The organism is Parasedimentitalea psychrophila (assembly GCF_030285785.1).
Taxonomy (GTDB): Bacteria; Pseudomonadota; Alphaproteobacteria; order Rhodobacterales; family Rhodobacteraceae; genus Parasedimentitalea; species Parasedimentitalea psychrophila.
The window spans coordinates 1,356,105-1,374,175 of sequence record NZ_CP127247.1; the positions used below are offsets into that span (position 1 = coordinate 1,356,105).

Here is an 18,071-nt window from a genome sequence, read left to right on the forward strand (position 1 = left end):
ATGGACCCTCAGATTCTCAAAACAGCTCTCGGCGCGGGCCTATTGTCTTTCCCGGTGACATCATTTGACGAAGGCGGGCGGTTTAATCCTGCGCCTTATGAGGCGCATATCAACTGGCTGGCTGGTTTCGAGGCCACCGCGCTTTTTGCCACTGGAGGCACCGGTGAGTTCTTTTCACTGCACCCGACTGAAGTGCCGGAAATTGTAGCAAGTGCAAAATCGGCATCAGGCGATACACCCATCATCGCGGGCTGCGGCTACGGCACCCCGATGGCGGTCGAAATCGCTCGCGCCGCAGAAAAGGCCGGGGCTGACGGTATCCTGCTATTGCCGCACTACCTGATCGACGCCCCTCAAGAGGGGCTGTATTCCCACATTAAGGCGGTATGCGACTCCGTCTCCATTGGGGTTATGGTCTATAATCGTGGTATTCTTCAGGTGAATGCCGACACGCTATCGCGGCTTTGTGACAGTTGTCCGAATCTCATTGGCTTTAAGGATGGCACCGGGAATATTGCCGAGGTGCACAAGATTACTGCAGTGATCGGTGACCGGTTGACCTATCTCGGGGGGATGCCGACTGCTGAATTGTTCGCTGATGCCTACCTTGGTGCCGGATTTACCACCTACTCGTCAGCTGTGTTCAACTTTGTTCCTGCGCTGGCACAGGAATTCTACAAGGCACTGCGCAGCGGCAACAAAAACCGGACAGACGAAATCCTGAAATCCTTCTTTTACCCCTTCATGGATATTCGCGATCGCAAGCGTGGCTACGCAGTATCAGCAATCAAGGCAGGCGTTCGCCTGGTTGGCTTCGAGGCAGGGCCAGTGCGTTCGCCGCTGACGGATTTGACCGATGAAGAAACCGCCGCGCTGGCCGCCTTGATAGAGGCGCATAATTGATGAAATTTGGCTGGGACGTCTGACGGCAAACAAGCACAGCCGCAGCTTTGACCTGTGAGCGAGACCTCAAGGGCTGCCCCGCGGCTGGCGCGGAACAAAACGCCGGGCGGATTGCACATTTTCAACCGCTACCACCGGCAATCTTGCGTCCAGCCATAGCCCACCAGAGCGATGCTGATAGGCTATAACTCATGTCCATCATTGGCCGCAGAGCTGGATCAAATCACGTCAGGCCTCAACCGGGGCCACAACTTCCGCGAATTTCTTAAAGAACTTTGCTGCCAGCTTTTTTGCAGTGCTTTGGATCAATCGCCCACCAAGCTGCGCCAGTTTGCCGCCGATTTCTGCTTTGGCGGTGTATTTCAGCACAGTTTTGCCATCGACCTCCTCCAGGGTAACATCTGCGCCGCCTTTGGCGTGACCCGCAGCCCCGCCGTTGCCTTGCCCAGTCAGTGAAAACGCGCCGGGTGCGCCCGAAGTGTCCAATACAACATTGCCGCCAAAACGGGCCTTGACCGGCCCAATTTTCAGCACAACCTTGGCTTCCAATTCAGTATCCGAATGCTTGATCAACTCTTCACAACCCGGAATGCACTGCTCAAGGATGTCGGGATCGTTCAGTGCTTCATAAACCCGGGTCATTGGGGCATCGATGATGATTTCATCGTTCAGTTCCATAGTCTTGTCTTTCTTAACAACAGGGGAATTTGATTGTGGCCAGGGTTTCGGCCTGATCGGCGGTCAGTTTGGGCCAGCGAAAAAGGCCTTGCAGACGGAGCACCACAGCTGTCACCGCGCCCGGCTTTGCTGCGGGTTTGTTTTCAGTGTTACCCATCCGGCACGCTTTCAGTCCGATGGTTGCGGCGCCGGACCAGGGTCAATTGTGCCAGGATGGAAAGCGCGATTTCCTCGGGCGTTACCGCCTCTATGGCCAGTCCTGCCGGGGCCTGCACCTGAGCCAGCTTTTGCGACTCGATGCCTGCCTGAATCAGCTTTTCGGACAGCGATTTGAATTTGCGGCGACTGCCGACAAAGGCGACAAACTCAGCTTCGGCTGTCAGCGCCGAGGTCAGGCTGGCGGCGTCATCCTTGCCCTGTGTCGCCACCACAATCATCCGCCGCGCCGCGTCCGGCAACGGCGCGATCGCAGTTTTGGCTTCGGCTTCCTGAACAGACCATTTGAATTGCGCGCCAAGCTTAGCCAGGCATTGCGCGACGGGCGAGGCGCCAAAGATCACCAATTCAGGCAGCGGCAGGATCGGTTCGACAAAGATATCCATCGAGCCCTTGGACGGGCAGCCGTTGCGGGCAAAGCGCACGCCGTCGAGATCGTCGCCTGCAACCACACCTTTTTCGGCCAGCACTTCTTGCGGATGTAAGGAAATCAGCTGCGGGGTGCCCTCGGCCATCGCCCGTTTGGCCGCCTTGGCAAGCGCCGCGCGCACGCAGCCGCCGCCGATCCAGCCCTGCTGAATGGTTCCGTCGGCGCTCAGCAGAGCCTTGGCGCCGGGCTTGGCAGCGGTAAGACCAAGAGTGCGCACCACCGTGGCAATGGCAAAAGGCGCCCCCTTGTCCCTTAGTTTCTGGGCCAATGTGGCGATGTCCTGATCTGTCAATTCAGCGAGGGTCACAGGCGGGTCAGCTCCGGTTCTAGGGCAGCCAGATCGGCAAGCCGGTTGGCAGCGCGAAAGAGATCGAGATGAGGCAAGGCCGCAGCCATGCCCTGGGCAATCGGCTGGTAGCCAGCCCAGCCCTTGAGCGGATTCAGCCAGATGATTTTGCAGCCGCGTTTTTTCAGCTTGGCCAGCGCAGTGCCGAGCAATTCGGGGGCATCGGTGTCATAGCCATCCGAGAGGATCAGCACGACGCTGCGCCCATCGACAAAACGGCGGGCATAGCTGCGGGAAAATTGCTGCAGCGAGGCCCCAATTTTGGAACCGCCACCAAAGCCATCCGCAAGAACAGACATCCGCCCCAAGGCGCGCAACGCATCCCTATCTCGCAGGGCGTCAGCGATGCGCACCAGACGGGTGTGGAAAAGATAGGCATCGCAGGCATCATCTGCCCGCATCAGACCGGCCAGGAACGCCAGAAACACCTGCGCGTATAGCGTCATCGACCCGGAAACATCACAGAGCGCCACGATCTTCAGCGGCCGGTCCGGGCGGTGTTTCTTGGGCAAGCTGAGCGGCTCACCCCCGGTTGCGAGGCTTTGGCGGATCAGTTTGCGGAAATGGATCTGGTCGCCCTTGCGGGCCGCCTTGCGCCGACGCGAACGACGGTGCCGCAGGGCCGCGCCCAACCGACGTGCAATAGCCTCGGCCTCAGCTATCTCTTCGGGCTGCACCAGATCGCGCAGGTCTTTTTTCATTAGGTTTTGCAGGGATGAGGCCACCAGTTTGCCGTCCCCATCCGCCTCTGCTTCGCCAGTGCCATCATCAGGAGTGGTGGTCTGGCCAGCGCCAGAGGCGACCTGCTCACTATGAGCCTGCCGCGAGGAGCGCACCGTTTCAAGATTGGGCGTCACCTGAGCGGGCATAACCTTTTGCCGCACCCGACCGCCGTTCAGCCAGTAACTGTCAAACAAATCATCGAACCGCTCAACATCCTCGGCGCCGCCAGTGCAGACGGTTTTAAGCGCCCGGCGGGTCTCATCTGGATCACCGGCCTGTACATGGGTCAGCGCCCTAAGTGCGATGTCGGTCTCCGCCACCCCAACGCGCAGCCCATGGGCGCGCAAATGCGCCATAAACCCAGCCATCCGCGCTGCCGGGCCGGGATCGCGCCCGGCAAATTTGCTGACCCGGCTCATGCTGCCTGCCCCGCCAGTCGTTGGCAGACTTCCGCGGTGATGTTAAACCGGTCCGCTTCAGTTTTCAGCAAGGTGGCAAGGCTGGCCTGCAGCAGTTTGGGGTCCTGGGTCAGATCAGCAATGCCCAGCCCCATCAGGGCGGCTGAGAAATCCAGCATCTCGGCAATGCCGGGTTTCTTCTCCAGATCTTCTTGGCGCAGCGATTGCACAAAGCCGATGATCTGATCGGCCAAAGCTGCCTCGACCCCGGGGCAGCGGGCCTTGAGGATTGCCAGTTCGGTGTCGCGCTCTGGATAACCCACATGGGCATAAAGACACCGACGACGTAGGGCGTCACTTAAATCACGGGTGCCGTTGGCCGTCAGGATAACAATCGGGCGGGTTATCGCCTTGATGGTGCCCAATTCGGGCACGGTGATCTGAAATTCCGACAGGATCTCGAGCAGGTAGGCCTCAAATTCTTCATCCGCCCGGTCGATCTCATCAATCAGCAGCACCGGCGATTTTGATTGGCGGATTGACTTCAACAGCGGCCGCTCAAGCAGGAAGTCTTCGGAGAAAATGCGTTGCTCGACACTGCGGCCGGTTTCACCATCTTCGGCAGCGGCGCGGATGGTCAGCAATTGGCGCTGGTAGTTCCATTCATAGATCGCCTGCGCGGCATCCAGCCCTTCGTAGCATTGCAACCGGATCAGCTGGGTGTCGCAGATCGCGGCCAACACCCGGGCGATTTCGGTCTTTCCAACACCTGCAGCCCCTTCCAGCAGCAAGGGACGCCCCAGCGACAGGGCCAGATGAACGGCCATCGCCAGATCGTCCGAGGCAATATATCCCTGTTCCGCCATGGCGGTTTGTCGTGTCATCCAGTGCATTTTGCAGTCCAGTCTAGGGAATGCGCCGCCCCGGTGGGGGCAGCGCAGGTCTCAGTTACTCGTGCAGGCCCAGATCATTGGCGGTCTGCCAGATCCGCCAGTGGTCATGCGGCATATTGGTGTGACGCAGACCAAAGGCCCGGAAGGCATCCTGCACCGCATTCGAGAAACACGGCACACCGCCCACATGCGGGCTTTCGCCAACGCCCTTGGCCCCAATGGGGTGATGCGGGCTGGGGGTGACGGTGTGGTCGGTCTCAAAGTTGGGCACTTCCCAGGCCGTTGGCAGGAAGAAATCCATCAGCGTGGCGGTCTTGACGTTGCCCATCTTGTCATAGGCAATCTCTTGCCCCAGAGCGACGGCCAGCGCCTCGGTCAGACCGCCATGCACCTGGCCTTCGATGATCATCGGGTTGATGCGGGTGCCGCAGTCATCCAGCGCATAGAAGCGGCGAATTTCAGGGACACCGGTGTCAACGTCGATGTCCATCACACAGACATAGGCGCCAAAGGGGTAGGTCATGTTGGGCGGATCATAATAGCTGACCGCCTCCAGCCCCAGCTCCAGCCCTGGAATGGCCTGATTGTAGGCGGCATAGGCGATGTCTTTCATCGTCTTGAACCGCTCGGGCACGCCCTTGACCACAAAACGATCAACATCGAATTCAACGTCGTCGTCGTGGACCTCAAGCAGATAGGCCGCAATCATCTGCGCCTTGGCACGGATTTTACGCCCCGCCATCGCCGCCGCCGCCCCGGCCACCGGGGTCGAGCGTGACCCGTAAGTGCCCAGACCATAAGGCGCCGTATCGGTGTCGCCTTCTTCGATGGTGATGCTATCGGCAGAGAGGCCTATTTCACTGGCGAGGATCTGGGCAAAAGTTGTGGCGTGCCCCTGCCCCTGACTGATGGTGCCCAGCCGGGCAATCGCCGATCCAGTCGGGTGAATGCGGATTTCGCAGCTGTCGAACATCCCCATACCCAGGATATCGCAATTCTTGACCGGCCCGGCCCCGACGATCTCGGTGAAAAAGCTGAGACCGATGCCCATCAGTGTACGGGTTTCACCGCGTTTAAAGGCCTCGACCCGTTCGGCCTGTTCCTTGCGCAGCCCGTCGTAATCAACAGTCTTCAGCGCCTTGTCCCAGGCGGTGTGGTAGTCGCCGCTGTCATATTCCCAGCCCAGTGCAGATTGATAGGGGAACTGCTCTTTCCTGATGAAGTTGATCCGGCGCAGCTCTGCCGCATCCATGTCCAGCTCAATCGCCAGAACCTCGATCATCCGTTCGATGAAATAGACCGCCTCGGTCACCCGGAAGGAACAGCGATAGGACACGCCGCCGGGGGCCTTGTTGGTGTAAACCCCGTCCACTGCCAGATAAGCGACCGGAATGTCATAGGACCCGGTGCAGATGTTCATGAAGCCGGCCGGGAACTTGGTGGGGTCAGCGCAGGCGTCAAAGCCGCCGTGGTCTGCGGTCACCTGGCAGTGCAGCCCGGTGATCTTGCCCTCTTTGGTGGCGGCGATTTTGCCGGTCATCCAGTAGTCACGCGCAAAGGCGGTGGCCATCAGATTTTCCATCCGGTCTTCGACCCATTTCACCGGCTGACCAGTGACAATCGAGGCGACGATCGAGCAGATATAGCCGGGATAGACGCCAACCTTGTTGCCAAAGCCACCGCCAATATCGGGCGAGATAACGCGGATGTTGTGCTCTTCGATACCAGACAGCATCGAGGCCACGGTGCGCACCACATGCGGCGCCTGAAAGGTGCCCCAGAGCGTCAGCTTGCCGTTGACCTTGTCCATCGACGCAACACAGCCGCAGGTCTCCAGCGGGCAGGGATGGGTGCGGTGGTAGTACATGCTCTCCTCAACAACCACATCGGCACTCTCCAGCACCTGATTGGTGGCGGTCTCGTCGCCCTGCTCCCAGGTAAAGATGTGGTTGTGGTGTTTGCGCGGACCGTGCGGACCTGTTGTCTGACCTGCCAGATCTTCACGCAGGACAACGTCAGATTTCAGCGATTCAAACGGGTCGGTAAGGACCGGCAGTTCTTCGTATTCAACCTCGACCAGTTCCACCGCATCAGCGGCAACATAACGGTCGCGGGCGACGACAAAGGCAACTTCCTGACCCTGAAACAGCACCTTGCCATCGGCCAGCACCATCTGTTTGTCGCCCGCAAGCGTTGGCATCCAGTGCAGGTTCAACGGCGCCAGATCTTCGGCGGTCAGCACCGCAACAACGCCGTCCAGCGCCAGAGCAGCGTCTTTATTGACCGAAACGACGCGGGCATGGGCGTAAGGAGAGCGCACAAAGTCACCGTGCAACATGCCGGGCATCTTCACGTCATCGACATAATTGCCCTTGCCTTGGGTGAACCGGGCGTCTTCCACGCGTTTGCGGGAACATCCGAGGCCTTTCAGATTGGCAGAGCGTTCTTCGCGCTCGGGTGTCAAATCGTTCATTCTGCTGCCTCCACTTTCTGGTCTTCGGGCACGGCGTTGAGCTCACTTGCGGCGGCAAGGATGGATTTCACAATGTTCTGGTAGCCGGTGCAGCGGCAGATATTGCCAGCCATGCCAAAGCGCACCTCTTTCTCAGTTGGGTTGGGGTTCTCTTCCAGCAGCTTGGTGGCGCGGGTGATCATTCCCGGCGTGCAAAAGCCACATTGCAACCCGTGATGTTCACGGAAACTTTCCTGCAGGACATGCAGCGCGCCGGGCTGGCCGATGCCTTCGATGGTGGTAATCTCGGCACCATTGGCCTGCGCCACAAACATGGTGCAGGATTTCACCGATTTGCCGTTCAGCGTCACCGTGCAGGCACCACAATGCGAGGTGTCGCAACCCACGTGAGGACCGGTAATATTCAGCTTTTCACGCAGCGTGTAGATCAGCAGATCCCGGGGTTCAGCCAGAAATTCATGGTTCTCGCCGTTTACATTCAGCTTGATATGCATCTTGTCAGACATTTGATGGTTTTCCTTACGCGCGGTCCCAGGCGCGAGTGATCGCGCGGGTCAGGATGATACCGGCCACATGACGTTTGAACGCCACCGGGCCGCGGTTGTCTTCGGTGGGGTCAATATCGCCCAGCATCGCGGCAACTGCAGCTTTCAGCGCGCCTGCATCACAGGCGGTGCCAACCAATGCGTCAGCGGCGCCTACGGACCAGACCGGCACATCGCTGAGGTTGGTCATCGCAATCGAGGCGGTGGCGACTTTGCCGCCAACCTCGGTGATCTGAACGGCGGCAGCAGCGGTCGCATAATCGCCAATTTTGCGTTTTTGTTTTTCATAAGCATAGCCGCCGGTGGGCACTGCAAAGCTGACCGAGATCAGAATTTCATCATCCTCACGGTCAGTCATATAGGCGGCTTCGAAATAGTCGCGGGCTGCAACAACACGGCCGCCCTCTGGCCCCAGAAGTTCGAATTGCGCATTCAGGCATTGCATCAGGCCGGGCATATCGTTGCCCGGATCACCATTGGCGATATTGCCACCCACAGTGCCCATGTAGCGCACCTGAGGGTCGGCGATCTGCAAAGCCGCCTCGCGCAGAATTGGCGCAGCCGCCTGTAAGCCTTCGTGGTTGATCAACTCATGCTGAGACACCATCGCGCCGATAGTGATCGTATCTCCGTCAATGCTGATGCCCCTAAGGGCTGCGATATCCTGAAGATCGATGAGATGCGGCACCTCGGCCATACGAAATTTCATCATGGGGATCAGGCTGTGCCCGCCCGCCAAAACACGCGCGTCGTCGCCGTGTTCCTGCAGAAGGGCTAAAACCCCTTCCACATCTTTGGGGCGGTAATAGTCAAACGCCGCTGGTATCATTGCTGGTCCTCCCTGACGTGCAGTTGATCTGGCTGAGGGAAAACCTGCATGTTTTCGCATCGGGAACATGCTGTTTTCTATTGGGTTTCGTCATCCGCTGCACGAAATGCGAAATAGTTGACACCAAATGCGAAGGCATTTCACTGCGCTCATCAGAATTCGGATCAGCTGGACGGGAAGGAGGGAATGCTCAGGAACCGGATCAGGAACAAGAACAGGCCTGAAGCAATGGAACCACGCTTCACACCGGTGCCAGATCTTATACGCCCAGTATCTCGCGCACTTGTTTTAATCGCGACCGGCTGACCGGAACCTTGGCCAGGCCCGGCAGATCAAAATGGCACACGCCATTGTCTTTCAGGCGTTCAAAACCGGTGACATGGGCAGGATTTATCAGATAGCTGCGATGCGTCTTCAGAAAGGGCCGGGGCGACACCCGCTTTTCCGCCTCGGTAATGGACCAGGCACAAAAGAACACCCCACGCGCCGTGTATATTTGGGTGTAATGTCCTTCGGCCCGGATTGCCGCCACCGAGTCCAAATCGGCAAAAAAGGTCTGACCTTTCAGCTCATACGGGATCTGTTTTCCACGCGGTTCGATCTCGGCTAGCCCGCTCACTGCCTGGGTTGGGGGGCCCTCGCCGACTGTGCCTGCGACACCCTCGGGGACAGCCTGTTGCGACGGCACCAGAAATGTCACTGCTGTTAACAAAAAGGCACTGCACAGAACAAAGCTACTGAGCACAACACCCATTGCCATGATCTCTTTTCCGATCGAAGGCCCAACTTCGTTGGCAACGGAAACGGCAACAAACCCAGTTCCTGCAATTGCGATAAAATGCACTGCAACCACGGCCAAACCAAAACAGGCTGTCCCCAAGAGAATGTTCCGGTGGCTCCGCTGACCATAGGCAATCCAAAACGCCGCTATGTTCAGCAGACAGGAGGCCAGCACAGCCGAAGAAATACCCCAAGGCGTGTACAGCGCCCGGCACAACTCCAATCCGGCCATGCCGATATAATGCATCGCTATAATGCCCAGCCCCACAATCGTGCCTGCACTGATCAGCACCAATGGTGTGCGCTCGCGAAAATGCAACAGCAGCAGGGCAACCCCAACAACCAGTATTGCGACCAGCGCCGAGGACAGGGTGACTGCCGCATCATAGTAAAACAGGATAGGCAATTGCAGGCCCAGCATGGCGACAAAGTGCATCGACCAGATCCCACCACCCAATGAAATGGCCGCCAATGCAATTGACAGTTTTTTCTGCAGAGTGCTGCGTTGCGACAACCCTTGGGTTAATGTCAGACCCGTAAATCCCGCCATCAGCGCCACCAGCAATGACGCGCCAATTAGTATTGAATTGTGGGAATAGTCCAGAAATTGCATTACCTCTTATATCGCTGTGCGCTTTTTGCTGCAATCGGCTTATAGAGGTTCCTCTGCGAGAGGATAGAAATTCTGATCAAACGCGGCCTGCGCCGTCAGGCGTTTTTATACCAAAGCTGCGCCGTCAGGTGCCGTTACACCCGATGATATGGGCTGCCGCCCAAAATGGTCGCGGCGCGATAGATCTGCTCGGCCAGCATCACCCGCACCAACATATGCGGCCAGACCATCTTGCCAAAGGATATCGAGAAATCCGCCTCTGCCCGCAGGCTGGGGTCGATACCATCGGCGCCACCGATGATCAGCGCCAGATCCTGACGACCGCTATCGCGCCAGCCGGCCATCTTCTGGGCAAAATCCGGCGAGGAGAGCAGCTTGCCGCGTTCATCCAGCGTACAGATGACTGCGCCCTTGGGCAGCGCTTTGCGCAGCAGCGCCGCCTCGGCTGCCATACCGGCGTTTTTCTTGTCCTCGACCTCGATCAGCCGTGCAGGCCCCAGCCCCAAGGCCCGGCCACTGCGGTCAAACCGGGTCAGATAATCATCGATCAGAGTTTTTTCGGGGCCGGCCCGCAGGCGGCCAACAACACAGAGATGCACGCGCATGGTGACTTACCCCGGCAGCAGCCCGTGCGCCTGCACGGGCCAGTCTGGTGTCAGGGCTCAGACGGCGCTATCGCCGCCAAGCCACATTTTTTCAAGCTGATAGAACTCGCGCACTTCGGGGCGGAAGACATGGACGATGACATCGCCGGTATCAACCAAAACCCAATCGCCAGTATCGCGGCCTTCGGTCTTGCAGGTGAAGCCATATTCTTGCTTGATCCGATCAGCCAGCTTTATCGCCAGCGCAGTCACCTGGCGGGTCGACCGGCCAGTGGCAACCACCATATGATCGCCAATCGCAGTCTTGCCGCGCAGATCAATCTGCACCACATCTTCGGCTTTGTCGTCGTCAAGCGAAGACAGGATAAAAGCCAGCAGTTCGTCGCTGGAGGGTCGGGTTTGAGCGGCCATCACGGCTGCCCCACGGTCAGCGGCATTAACCGCTTCAGAATCAGGTGACAGGACATTGTCCTCCTTTTTGGGCGCCGTCCGTCCCCCGGCGCTGGGGATAGGGCAAAAATAGCAAGCCTCAGACCTGTTTTCAACGCGGCCGATAAGATTTGAGACGAATCAAGACGCCTCTGTGCCCGATCTGCACGGCAGAGTGAAGAGGGTAGCCGCCATGCGCACAGGGAATTCGCGTAATCTTTGCCCTGTTTACCGCAGTTGAGCCCTTCTTTACCGCAGCTGGGCCTGTCGAACCCTTGATTGACCAGACCACCGCCTGTATCTGACAGCCATGATACCCGTATTGGCGCAAAAAATCGAACTGCAAGATCGCACCCGCCTGCGCGAGCGATTCTTTGGTGCCGCCCGCTCGGTTTTGGCCCGGCTATAACGCCTGCCCGCCGCTCAGCCAGCTTATTGAAAATACAACACGGGAGAGGACATATGTCCCCCAAGACGCTTTATGACAAAATCTGGGATGCGCATGTTGCGCATCAATCAGAAGACGGCACCTGCCTGCTGTATATCGACCGCCATCTGGTCCACGAAGTGACCAGCGCCCAGGCCTTTGAAGGGCTGCGGATGACCGGCCGCACGGTGCGCGCACCGGACAAGACCATCGCGGTGCCGGACCACAACGTGCCCACCACGCCGGATCGCGTTGACGGTATTGAGAACGAAGAAGGCCGCATTCAGGTTGCCGCACTGGATACCAATGCCAAGGAATTTGGCATCCACTATTATCCGATGAACGACATCCGTCAGGGCATCGTGCATATCGTTGGCCCGGAACAGGGCTGGACCCTGCCCGGCATGACCGTGGTCTGCGGCGACAGTCACACAGCCACCCACGGCGCCTTTGGCGCGCTGGCACATGGCATCGGAACGTCTGAGGTCGAGCATGTTCTGGCCACCCAGACGCTGATCCAGAAAAAGTCCAAAAACATGAAGGTCGAGATCACTGGCAAATTGCAGCCGGGTGTGACCGCCAAGGATATCACCATGGCCGTCATCGGTGAAACCGGCACTGCCGGCGGCACCGGCTATGTCATCGAGTATTGTGGTCAGGCGATTCGTGATCTGTCGATGGAAGGTCGCATGACCGTCTGCAACATGGCCATCGAAGGCGGCGCCCGCGCTGGCCTGATCGCCCCGGACGATACCACCTTTGATTATGTCAACGGTCGCCCCCACGCCCCCAAGGGTGCGCAATGGGAAGCCGCAATGAACTGGTGGAAGACCTTGTTCACTGACGAAGGTGCAGAATTCGATCTGGTCGTCACCTTGAAAGGTGAAGACATCCAGCCGGTTGTCACCTGGGGCACCTCGCCCGAGGACGTGCTGCCAATCACCGCCAAAGTCCCCTTCCCCGAGGACTTTACCGGTGGCAAGGTCGATGCGGTCAAACGGGCGCTGGACTATATGGGTCTTGAATCGGGCACCAAGCTGACCGACATCAAAATCGACACCGTGTTCATCGGCTCCTGCACCAATGGTCGCATCGAAGATCTGCGCGCCGTGGCGGATGTGGTCAAAGGCAAAAAGATCAAAGACGGCATGCGTGCGATGATTGTTCCGGGTTCCGGCCTGGTTCGGGCACAGGCCGAAGAAGAAGGTCTGGGCGACATCTTTATCGAGGCTGGCTTTGAATGGCGTCTGGCTGGATGTTCCATGTGTCTGGCAATGAACCCCGATCAACTGGCCGAGGGTGAGCGCTGCGCCTCGACCTCGAACCGCAATTTTGAGGGTCGTCAGGGCTATAAGGGCCGCACCCATCTGGTGTCTCCCGCCATGGCCGCCGCTGCTGCCCTCACCGGTCACCTGACCGACATCCGCGATTTGGTATAAGGAACACGCGCATGGAAAAGTTTGAAAAACTCCAGGGCATCGCGGCCCCTATGCCGCTGGTCAATATCGACACCGATATGATCATCCCAAAGATCCATCTGAAATCGATCAAGCGGACCGGCTTTGGCAAGAACCTGTTTGACGAGATGCGGTTTAATCGCGATGGCACCGAAATCGCTGATTTCGTGCTCAACAAGCCGCAGTATCGCGATGCCGAGATTCTGGTGGCCGGTGACAACTTCGGCTGTGGCTCGTCACGCGAACACGCGCCTTGGGCGATTGCTGATTTTGGCATCAAATGTGTGGTTTCGACCTCGTTTGCTGACATCTTCTTCAACAATTGCTTCAAGAACGGCATCCTGCCGATCGTCCTGCCACAGGATCAGGTTGATCTGCTGATGGCCGACGCGGAAAAAGGCGCAAATGCGCGGATGACCGTGGATCTGGAAGCGCAGGAAATCACCACATCTGATGGTGAGGTGATCAAGTTCGACGTCGATGCCTTTAAAAAGCACTGCCTGCTGCAGGGTCTCGATGACATTGGCCTGACCATGGAAAAAATCAGTTCCATCGACACCTTTGAAAGCAAGAACGCACAAGAGCGTCCCTGGGTCTAAGCCATCGGTTCGATACAACGTAAAGAAGGCCGCCCAACTTGGAGCGGCCTTTTATTTTGGTTTTTGAAAAACCCATCCCAGGGCAACTGAATGTAGAAATCAGGAGGCTGCAATCACATCCCCGGCGTGCACACCCTCCATGGTCATCGTAAATTCACTTGAGGCCTGACTTCGCAATTTTGCGATTTTTTCCTGGGCGGCCGCCGCTGCGTCGGAATCAGAATACTGGGTGATCACACACATCGTCAAATCGCCGGTGCGCACCATCTGCACACCCGTCGCCCCAATTGACATAATCATAGGAACGTATTTTTCTTTTGCTATAGCCAGCATTTCGTCTGACATTTCGCCCACAGACCAAAGGGTCAAAGTTACATAAGCCAATACTCTTTACTCCTCTCAAATAACGGCGAATCAAACACGCCGAATGTTTGACCGTAACATATGAGCTCTGCACCTGCCGACAGTGCGCGGCTTCTAGCCGGAGTATCTGCCTTCCGGTGACGCGTTCCTAAAAATTTCCCCCTGCAAACGGATCAAAAATTAAGCCATAGTGGCTCCACATCGACCTCAATTGTTTTGGTTTTGTAGGTTTAGAAGCATTGGTTTTAGGGAGAGATAAGATGTCAGACTCTATGAAATGGATTTTACTGGGCGCTCTATCACTGTTTTTCAGCATTCTGGTGTTGGGCAATACCGTCATTGCAACCATGGCAGTCACCACCCTGACCGGCGCAATGTTGATGGTGGCCGGTGTGTTTCAAGTGATTGGTGGCTTTTCCAGCACTGAATCAATGGCTAGCAAGGTATTTGCTATCCTGATGGGGCTTCTGTTGGGCTTTCTTGGCACGAACTTCCTGTTTAACCCACTGCAGGGCGCCATCTCGCTGACCATGCTGGTGCTCATCCTGTTGCTTTCTAGCGGCGTTGTCCGGCTGATCTTTGCATGGAGAATGCGCAGCACTGGGTATTTTTGGCCAATGATCCTGTCTGGCGCCATCTCTGTACTGCTGGCCGGTTACATCTGGACCAATTTTGCCGCCGCATCTTTGACCTTCCTGGGCATAATGCTGGGCATCGAGCTGATGATGAACGGGTTTAGTCTAATTGTGATAGGGCTCTCAGGCCGCAGCCAACGAAACTGAACCAGTCAATTGAGACAACAGATCCAGTCAGGCCGCCACTCTCACTGGTAGCCTGACCTACCATATGGCAACAGCCATCCTAACCACCACATGTAGTGATCATTGCTAAATAGCCATAAATACTGGGGTGTTCATGATGCATTCTCGCACCACTGCCCCAGCCATAAACCTCACCAAGGGCAATTTTTGCCTGCCAGATCTTGAGAGAATTCGCAAAACAAGGCACAAATGAGGCGCAAATGAGGCACAGTGATCCCAGAGCATTCGGGGTTGCGTCAAGTTGGAACAAAGGTTCGGCAACGTATCGACCTGTCCAGTTTGAAGGGAACGAACAGTGTTAACACGCATAACAGGCGCAGCAATGCGCGGTATACTGGTGGCGTTTCTGATCGCCATGCCGTCCCTGCTATTGCGGGAATCGGCAACAGGATCAACCGAGATCGTGGCCTTGATGGCCTTGCTGGGTGGTCTGCTGATATTTGCCGAATATTACTCCAGCTTTCCCAGCTTCATCGAATTCCGCGAGGCGCCGCCGCTGAACCGCATGCGGTTCCTGTCCCTGCTGCTGACCCTCGGCGCTCTTTGCCTGATGGCCCGGCACCCAATTGATCCCACCGGCCTGACATCGCTGATTTATGGGCTGGGTTTCAAACTGGGCAACGCCTTGGATTTCGCATACTCGCCGGTGCATCTGATCACCCTGATGCTGCCCACAGGGACCCGGCCTGAGACAGTGAATATGGTCCGCGCCGCTGCGGGGCTGTCTTATGTAATCGGACTGATCAGTGTTGGGTGCTTTTTCTTCACCATTCACATCCGCAACTGGCCGGTCGCCAATGGCGCATTCAATGTCTGGGTGAACCTCCCCTTGTTCGACCCCACCACCGGCGGCGACGTGGTGCACCGTCTACAGCGTGACGGCCGCGTCAACATGGTGATTGGCGTGTTGCTGCCATTTGCTATTCCAGCTGCGGTCAGCTTTCTGTCAGCCGCTCTGAACCTGACAGACCTGAGCAATCCGCAAACCTTGGTCTGGATGATTGGCGCCTGGGGCGTCCTGCCCGCCTCGATGCTGATGCGCGGCATGGCGATGTTGCGGGTGGCCGAGCTGATCGAACAAAAACGCCGCCGCGCCTATGCCAACGCTGAAGCCCTGCTAACCGCATGAGGGGATGGGCCGCAGGTCTGCTGCTGCTGTTCTTTGTCCTGCCTGTCCACGCCGAAACCCTGCGCATCGCCACCTTCAACACGGAAATGTCGCGCCAGGGCCCCGGCCTGCTGCTGCGCGACATTGAGCGGGACAAAGATCCTCAGATCAGCGCAGTGGTGGCCCAGATCGCCTCGGTGAACCCCGATATCCTGGTGCTGCAAGGCATCGACTGGGACTATGAAAACCGCGCCCTTCAGGCGCTGCAACTGCGGCTGCAACAGGCCGGAGCCGCCTATCCTTATGTCTTTGCGCGCCAGCCCAACTCGGGGATGGCAAGTGATCTGGACCTCGACGGCGATGGGCGCCTTGGCGGAGCCCGAGACTCGCAGGGCTATGGCAGCTTTACCGGCGCAGGCGGCAACGCGGTGCTGTCGCGGCTGCCCATTGATCACGGGGCAGTGCGCGATCTGAGCCCGCTGCTGTGGCGCGACCTGCCCGGCGCCCTGCTGCCGCAGCACCCGGATGGAACCCCGTTTCCATCCCCACAGGCGCTGCAGGTCCAGCGCCTGTCCAGCACCTCCCACTGGCTGGTGCCGTTAAAGCTGCCAGATGGCGGCAGCCTGACCCTGCTGATCTTTCAGGCCACGCCACCGCTGTTCGACGGGCCTGAGGATCGCAACGGCCGCCGCAATGCCGACGAGATCCGCCTGTGGCAGCTGCTGCTTGACGGCGCCCTCGGCGCCGCCCCTGCCCCGCCGCTGGTGATCGCCGGTGGCGCCAATCTGGATCCCAATCGCGGCGCCGGACGCCGCGCCGCCATCGCCGCCCTGCTGGCTGACCGCCGCCTGCAGGACCCGCGCCCCTCCAGCCCCGAGGCGGGCGTCAACACCGTAGAATGGCAGCGCGCCGGCCGGATGCGGGTGGACTATCTGCTGCCCTCGGCCGATCTGCAGGTGCTGCAGGGTGGCGTACTCTGGCCCGCCACCTCAGATCAGACCGCAACCCCGGCCAGCCGTCACCATCTTGTCTGGCTGGATCTCGCCCTCGCCCCACAGTGACAACAAGCCCGAGGCAACCAGCACCCCGGGTTTCTTCTTGTTAAAAATACCTCCGCCGGAGGCCCCCGAGGTGGCCGCCGCAAGGCGGACAACGAGATAGGACAGCGCGCCAAAGGCGCTCATTTTGACACCCCAAGCCCCGCAGCGACATCCCAGCCTCATTGACCCTCAGGGGCTTAGCCTCATTGACCCTTCGGGTCACAGCGGATACCTCCGGTACAACCATTTTCAAGGAGTATCCGCATGTCCAACCCTTCGATCCTGATTCTGCCCGGTGACGGCATTGGCCCCGAAGTCATGGCGCAAGTCACCCGGATCATTGACTGGTATGGCAACAAGCGCGACCTGGCATTCGACGTCAGCACAGACCTGGTCGGCGGCGCCGCCTATGACGCCCACGGGGTGCCGCTGCATGACGACACCATGGCCCGCGCGATGCAGGTCGATGCGGTGCTGCTCGGCGCTGTCGGTGGCCCCAAATATGACGATCTTGACTTCAGCGTTAAGCCCGAGCGCGGGTTGCTGCGGCTGCGCAAGGAAATGGATCTGTTCTCCAACCTGCGCCCGGCCCAGTGCTTTGACGCGCTGGCAGATTTCTCCTCTCTGAAGAAAGACATCGTTGCCGGTCTCGACATCATGATCGTGCGCGAGCTGACCTCGGGTGTTTATTTCGGCGAACCCCGCGGCATCTTCAACGAAGGCAACGAGCGGGTTGGCATCAACACCCAGCGCTATACTGAGTCCGAGATTGAACGGGTCGCCCGCTCAGCCTTTGAACTGGCGATGGCGCGCGGCAAAAAGCTCTGCTCGATGGAAAAAGCCAACGTGATGGAGAGCGGCGTGCTATGGCGCGAAGTTGTCACTCGTGTGCATGCCGACTACCCCGAGGTTGAGCTGAGCCATATGTATGCCGACAATGGCGCCATGCAGCTGGTCCGGGCGCCAAAACAGTTCGACGTGATCGTCACCGACAACCTGTTTGGCGATATTCTGTCCGATTGCGCCGCCATGCTGACCGGCTCACTGGGCATGCTGCCCTCGGCCTCGCTGGGCGCTCCAATGGACAACGGCCGCCCGCGCGCCATGTATGAGCCGGTACACGGCTCGGCACCGGACATCACCGGCCAGTCCAAGGCCAACCCAATCGCCTGCATCCTCAGCTTTGCCATGGCGCTGCGCTACAGCTTTGATCAGGGCGCCGAGGCCGACCGGCTGGAGGCCGCCATCGAGACGGTTCTGGCCGACGGTCTGCGCACCGCCGATCTGCTGGGCGAAGACGGTGTTACCCCGGTTTCAACCAGCGGCATGGGCGATGCCATCCTGGCAGCACTGGACGCCAGCCTGTAAATATACAGTTCCGCTGTAAACAGACCC

Annotated in this window: 19 protein-coding genes; 7 read left to right on the top strand and 12 right to left on the bottom strand. The window is 58.4% G+C overall.

All coding sequences use genetic code 11. The annotated features are described in order from the left end of the window. The gene (gene kdgD / locus QPJ95_RS06560) at positions 1 to 903 is read left to right on the top strand and encodes a 5-dehydro-4-deoxyglucarate dehydratase (protein ID WP_270917692.1); all 903 of its coding nucleotides are present in this window, start codon (positions 1 to 3) and stop codon (positions 901 to 903) included. Between the two features lie 228 nt (positions 904 to 1,131). On the opposite strand, the gene QPJ95_RS06565 is transcribed toward kdgD, so the two are convergent. The 11 genes from QPJ95_RS06565 to rsfS all read right to left on the bottom strand — a co-directional run bounded on the left by QPJ95_RS06565 (position 1,132) and on the right by rsfS (position 10,843). Then, positions 1,132 to 1,581, bottom strand: a complete 450-nt coding sequence (locus QPJ95_RS06565) for a CoxG family protein (RefSeq protein ID WP_270917691.1) — start codon at positions 1,579 to 1,581, stop codon at positions 1,132 to 1,134. A 13-nt stretch (positions 1,582 to 1,594) separates the two neighbouring features. Continuing rightward, on the bottom strand, positions 1,595 to 1,738 hold the full coding sequence (locus QPJ95_RS06570) for a hypothetical protein (protein ID WP_286018248.1): 144 nt from the start codon (positions 1,736 to 1,738) through the stop codon (positions 1,595 to 1,597). Continuing rightward, a complete protein-coding gene (locus QPJ95_RS06575) occupies positions 1,731 to 2,534 on the bottom strand; it encodes an XdhC family protein (protein ID WP_270917690.1) in 804 nt (267 codons plus the stop codon). The genes QPJ95_RS06570 and QPJ95_RS06575 overlap by 8 nt, the downstream gene beginning before the upstream one ends. Beyond that, positions 2,531 to 3,715: a vWA domain-containing protein gene (locus QPJ95_RS06580; protein WP_270917689.1), complete on the bottom strand. Its 1,185-nt coding sequence runs from the start codon at positions 3,713 to 3,715 to the stop codon at positions 2,531 to 2,533. Before QPJ95_RS06580 ends, QPJ95_RS06575 begins: the two co-directional genes overlap by 4 nt. Further along, complete coding sequence (locus QPJ95_RS06585) at positions 3,712 to 4,587, bottom strand: AAA family ATPase (RefSeq protein ID WP_270917688.1); 876 nt, start codon at positions 4,585 to 4,587, stop codon at positions 3,712 to 3,714. Before QPJ95_RS06585 ends, QPJ95_RS06580 begins: the two co-directional genes overlap by 4 nt. Positions 4,588 to 4,642: 55 nt before the next feature. Beyond that, on the bottom strand, positions 4,643 to 7,060 hold the full coding sequence (locus tag QPJ95_RS06590) for an aerobic carbon-monoxide dehydrogenase large subunit (protein ID WP_270917687.1): 2,418 nt from the start codon (positions 7,058 to 7,060) through the stop codon (positions 4,643 to 4,645). Continuing rightward, positions 7,057 to 7,566 (bottom strand): (2Fe-2S)-binding protein, encoded by a 510-nt coding sequence (locus QPJ95_RS06595; RefSeq protein ID WP_270917686.1) that lies wholly within the window; start codon positions 7,564 to 7,566, stop codon positions 7,057 to 7,059. The genes QPJ95_RS06590 and QPJ95_RS06595 overlap by 4 nt, the downstream gene beginning before the upstream one ends. Before the next feature lie 13 nt (positions 7,567 to 7,579). Next, on the bottom strand, positions 7,580 to 8,434 hold the full coding sequence (locus QPJ95_RS06600) for an FAD binding domain-containing protein (RefSeq protein ID WP_270917685.1): 855 nt from the start codon (positions 8,432 to 8,434) through the stop codon (positions 7,580 to 7,582). Positions 8,435 to 8,693: 259 nt separating this feature from the next. Next, the gene (locus tag QPJ95_RS06605; protein WP_270917684.1) at positions 8,694 to 9,827 is read right to left on the bottom strand and encodes an MHYT domain-containing protein; all 1,134 of its coding nucleotides are present in this window, start codon (positions 9,825 to 9,827) and stop codon (positions 8,694 to 8,696) included. A 134-nt stretch (positions 9,828 to 9,961) separates the two neighbouring features. Next, on the bottom strand, positions 9,962 to 10,432 hold the full coding sequence (rlmH, locus tag QPJ95_RS06610) for a 23S rRNA (pseudouridine(1915)-N(3))-methyltransferase RlmH (RefSeq protein ID WP_270917683.1): 471 nt from the start codon (positions 10,430 to 10,432) through the stop codon (positions 9,962 to 9,964). Positions 10,433 to 10,489: 57 nt separating this feature from the next. Next, entirely contained in the window at positions 10,490 to 10,843 is a 354-nt protein-coding gene (rsfS, locus tag QPJ95_RS06615; RefSeq protein ID WP_313851431.1) for a ribosome silencing factor, read from the bottom strand. 480 nt (positions 10,844 to 11,323) lie between these two features. On the opposite strand from rsfS, the gene leuC reads away from it, so the two are divergent. Next, positions 11,324 to 12,727 carry a 3-isopropylmalate dehydratase large subunit gene (gene leuC, locus QPJ95_RS06620; RefSeq protein WP_270917682.1) on the top strand — a complete coding sequence of 468 codons (1,404 nt, stop codon included), beginning with the start codon at positions 11,324 to 11,326 and terminating at the stop codon, positions 12,725 to 12,727. Positions 12,728 to 12,738: 11 nt separating this feature from the next. Continuing rightward, positions 12,739 to 13,344: a 3-isopropylmalate dehydratase small subunit gene (gene leuD / locus QPJ95_RS06625; RefSeq protein ID WP_270917681.1), complete on the top strand. Its 606-nt coding sequence runs from the start codon at positions 12,739 to 12,741 to the stop codon at positions 13,342 to 13,344. 99 nt (positions 13,345 to 13,443) lie between these two features. Here leuD and QPJ95_RS06630 read toward each other — a convergent pair whose 3' ends face one another. After that, positions 13,444 to 13,728 carry a hypothetical protein gene (locus tag QPJ95_RS06630; protein WP_270917680.1) on the bottom strand — a complete coding sequence of 95 codons (285 nt, stop codon included), beginning with the start codon at positions 13,726 to 13,728 and terminating at the stop codon, positions 13,444 to 13,446. 239 nt (positions 13,729 to 13,967) lie between these two features. Between QPJ95_RS06630 and QPJ95_RS06635 the strand changes: the two genes are divergently transcribed. The 4 genes from QPJ95_RS06635 (at position 13,968) to leuB (ending at position 18,044) form a co-directional block, all read left to right on the top strand. Beyond that, a complete protein-coding gene (locus QPJ95_RS06635) occupies positions 13,968 to 14,489 on the top strand; it encodes an HdeD family acid-resistance protein (RefSeq protein WP_270917679.1) in 522 nt (173 codons plus the stop codon). Positions 14,490 to 14,823: 334 nt separating this feature from the next. Continuing rightward, on the top strand, positions 14,824 to 15,657 hold the full coding sequence (locus QPJ95_RS06640) for a hypothetical protein (protein ID WP_270917678.1): 834 nt from the start codon (positions 14,824 to 14,826) through the stop codon (positions 15,655 to 15,657). Then, a complete protein-coding gene (locus QPJ95_RS06645) occupies positions 15,654 to 16,697 on the top strand; it encodes an endonuclease/exonuclease/phosphatase family protein (RefSeq protein ID WP_270917677.1) in 1,044 nt (347 codons plus the stop codon). The genes QPJ95_RS06640 and QPJ95_RS06645 overlap by 4 nt, the downstream gene beginning before the upstream one ends. 243 nt (positions 16,698 to 16,940) lie before the next feature. Next, positions 16,941 to 18,044, top strand: coding sequence for a 3-isopropylmalate dehydrogenase (gene leuB, locus QPJ95_RS06650; protein ID WP_270917676.1), 1,104 nt, complete (start codon positions 16,941 to 16,943; stop codon positions 18,042 to 18,044). Positions 18,045 to 18,071: the final 27 nt, after the last annotated feature.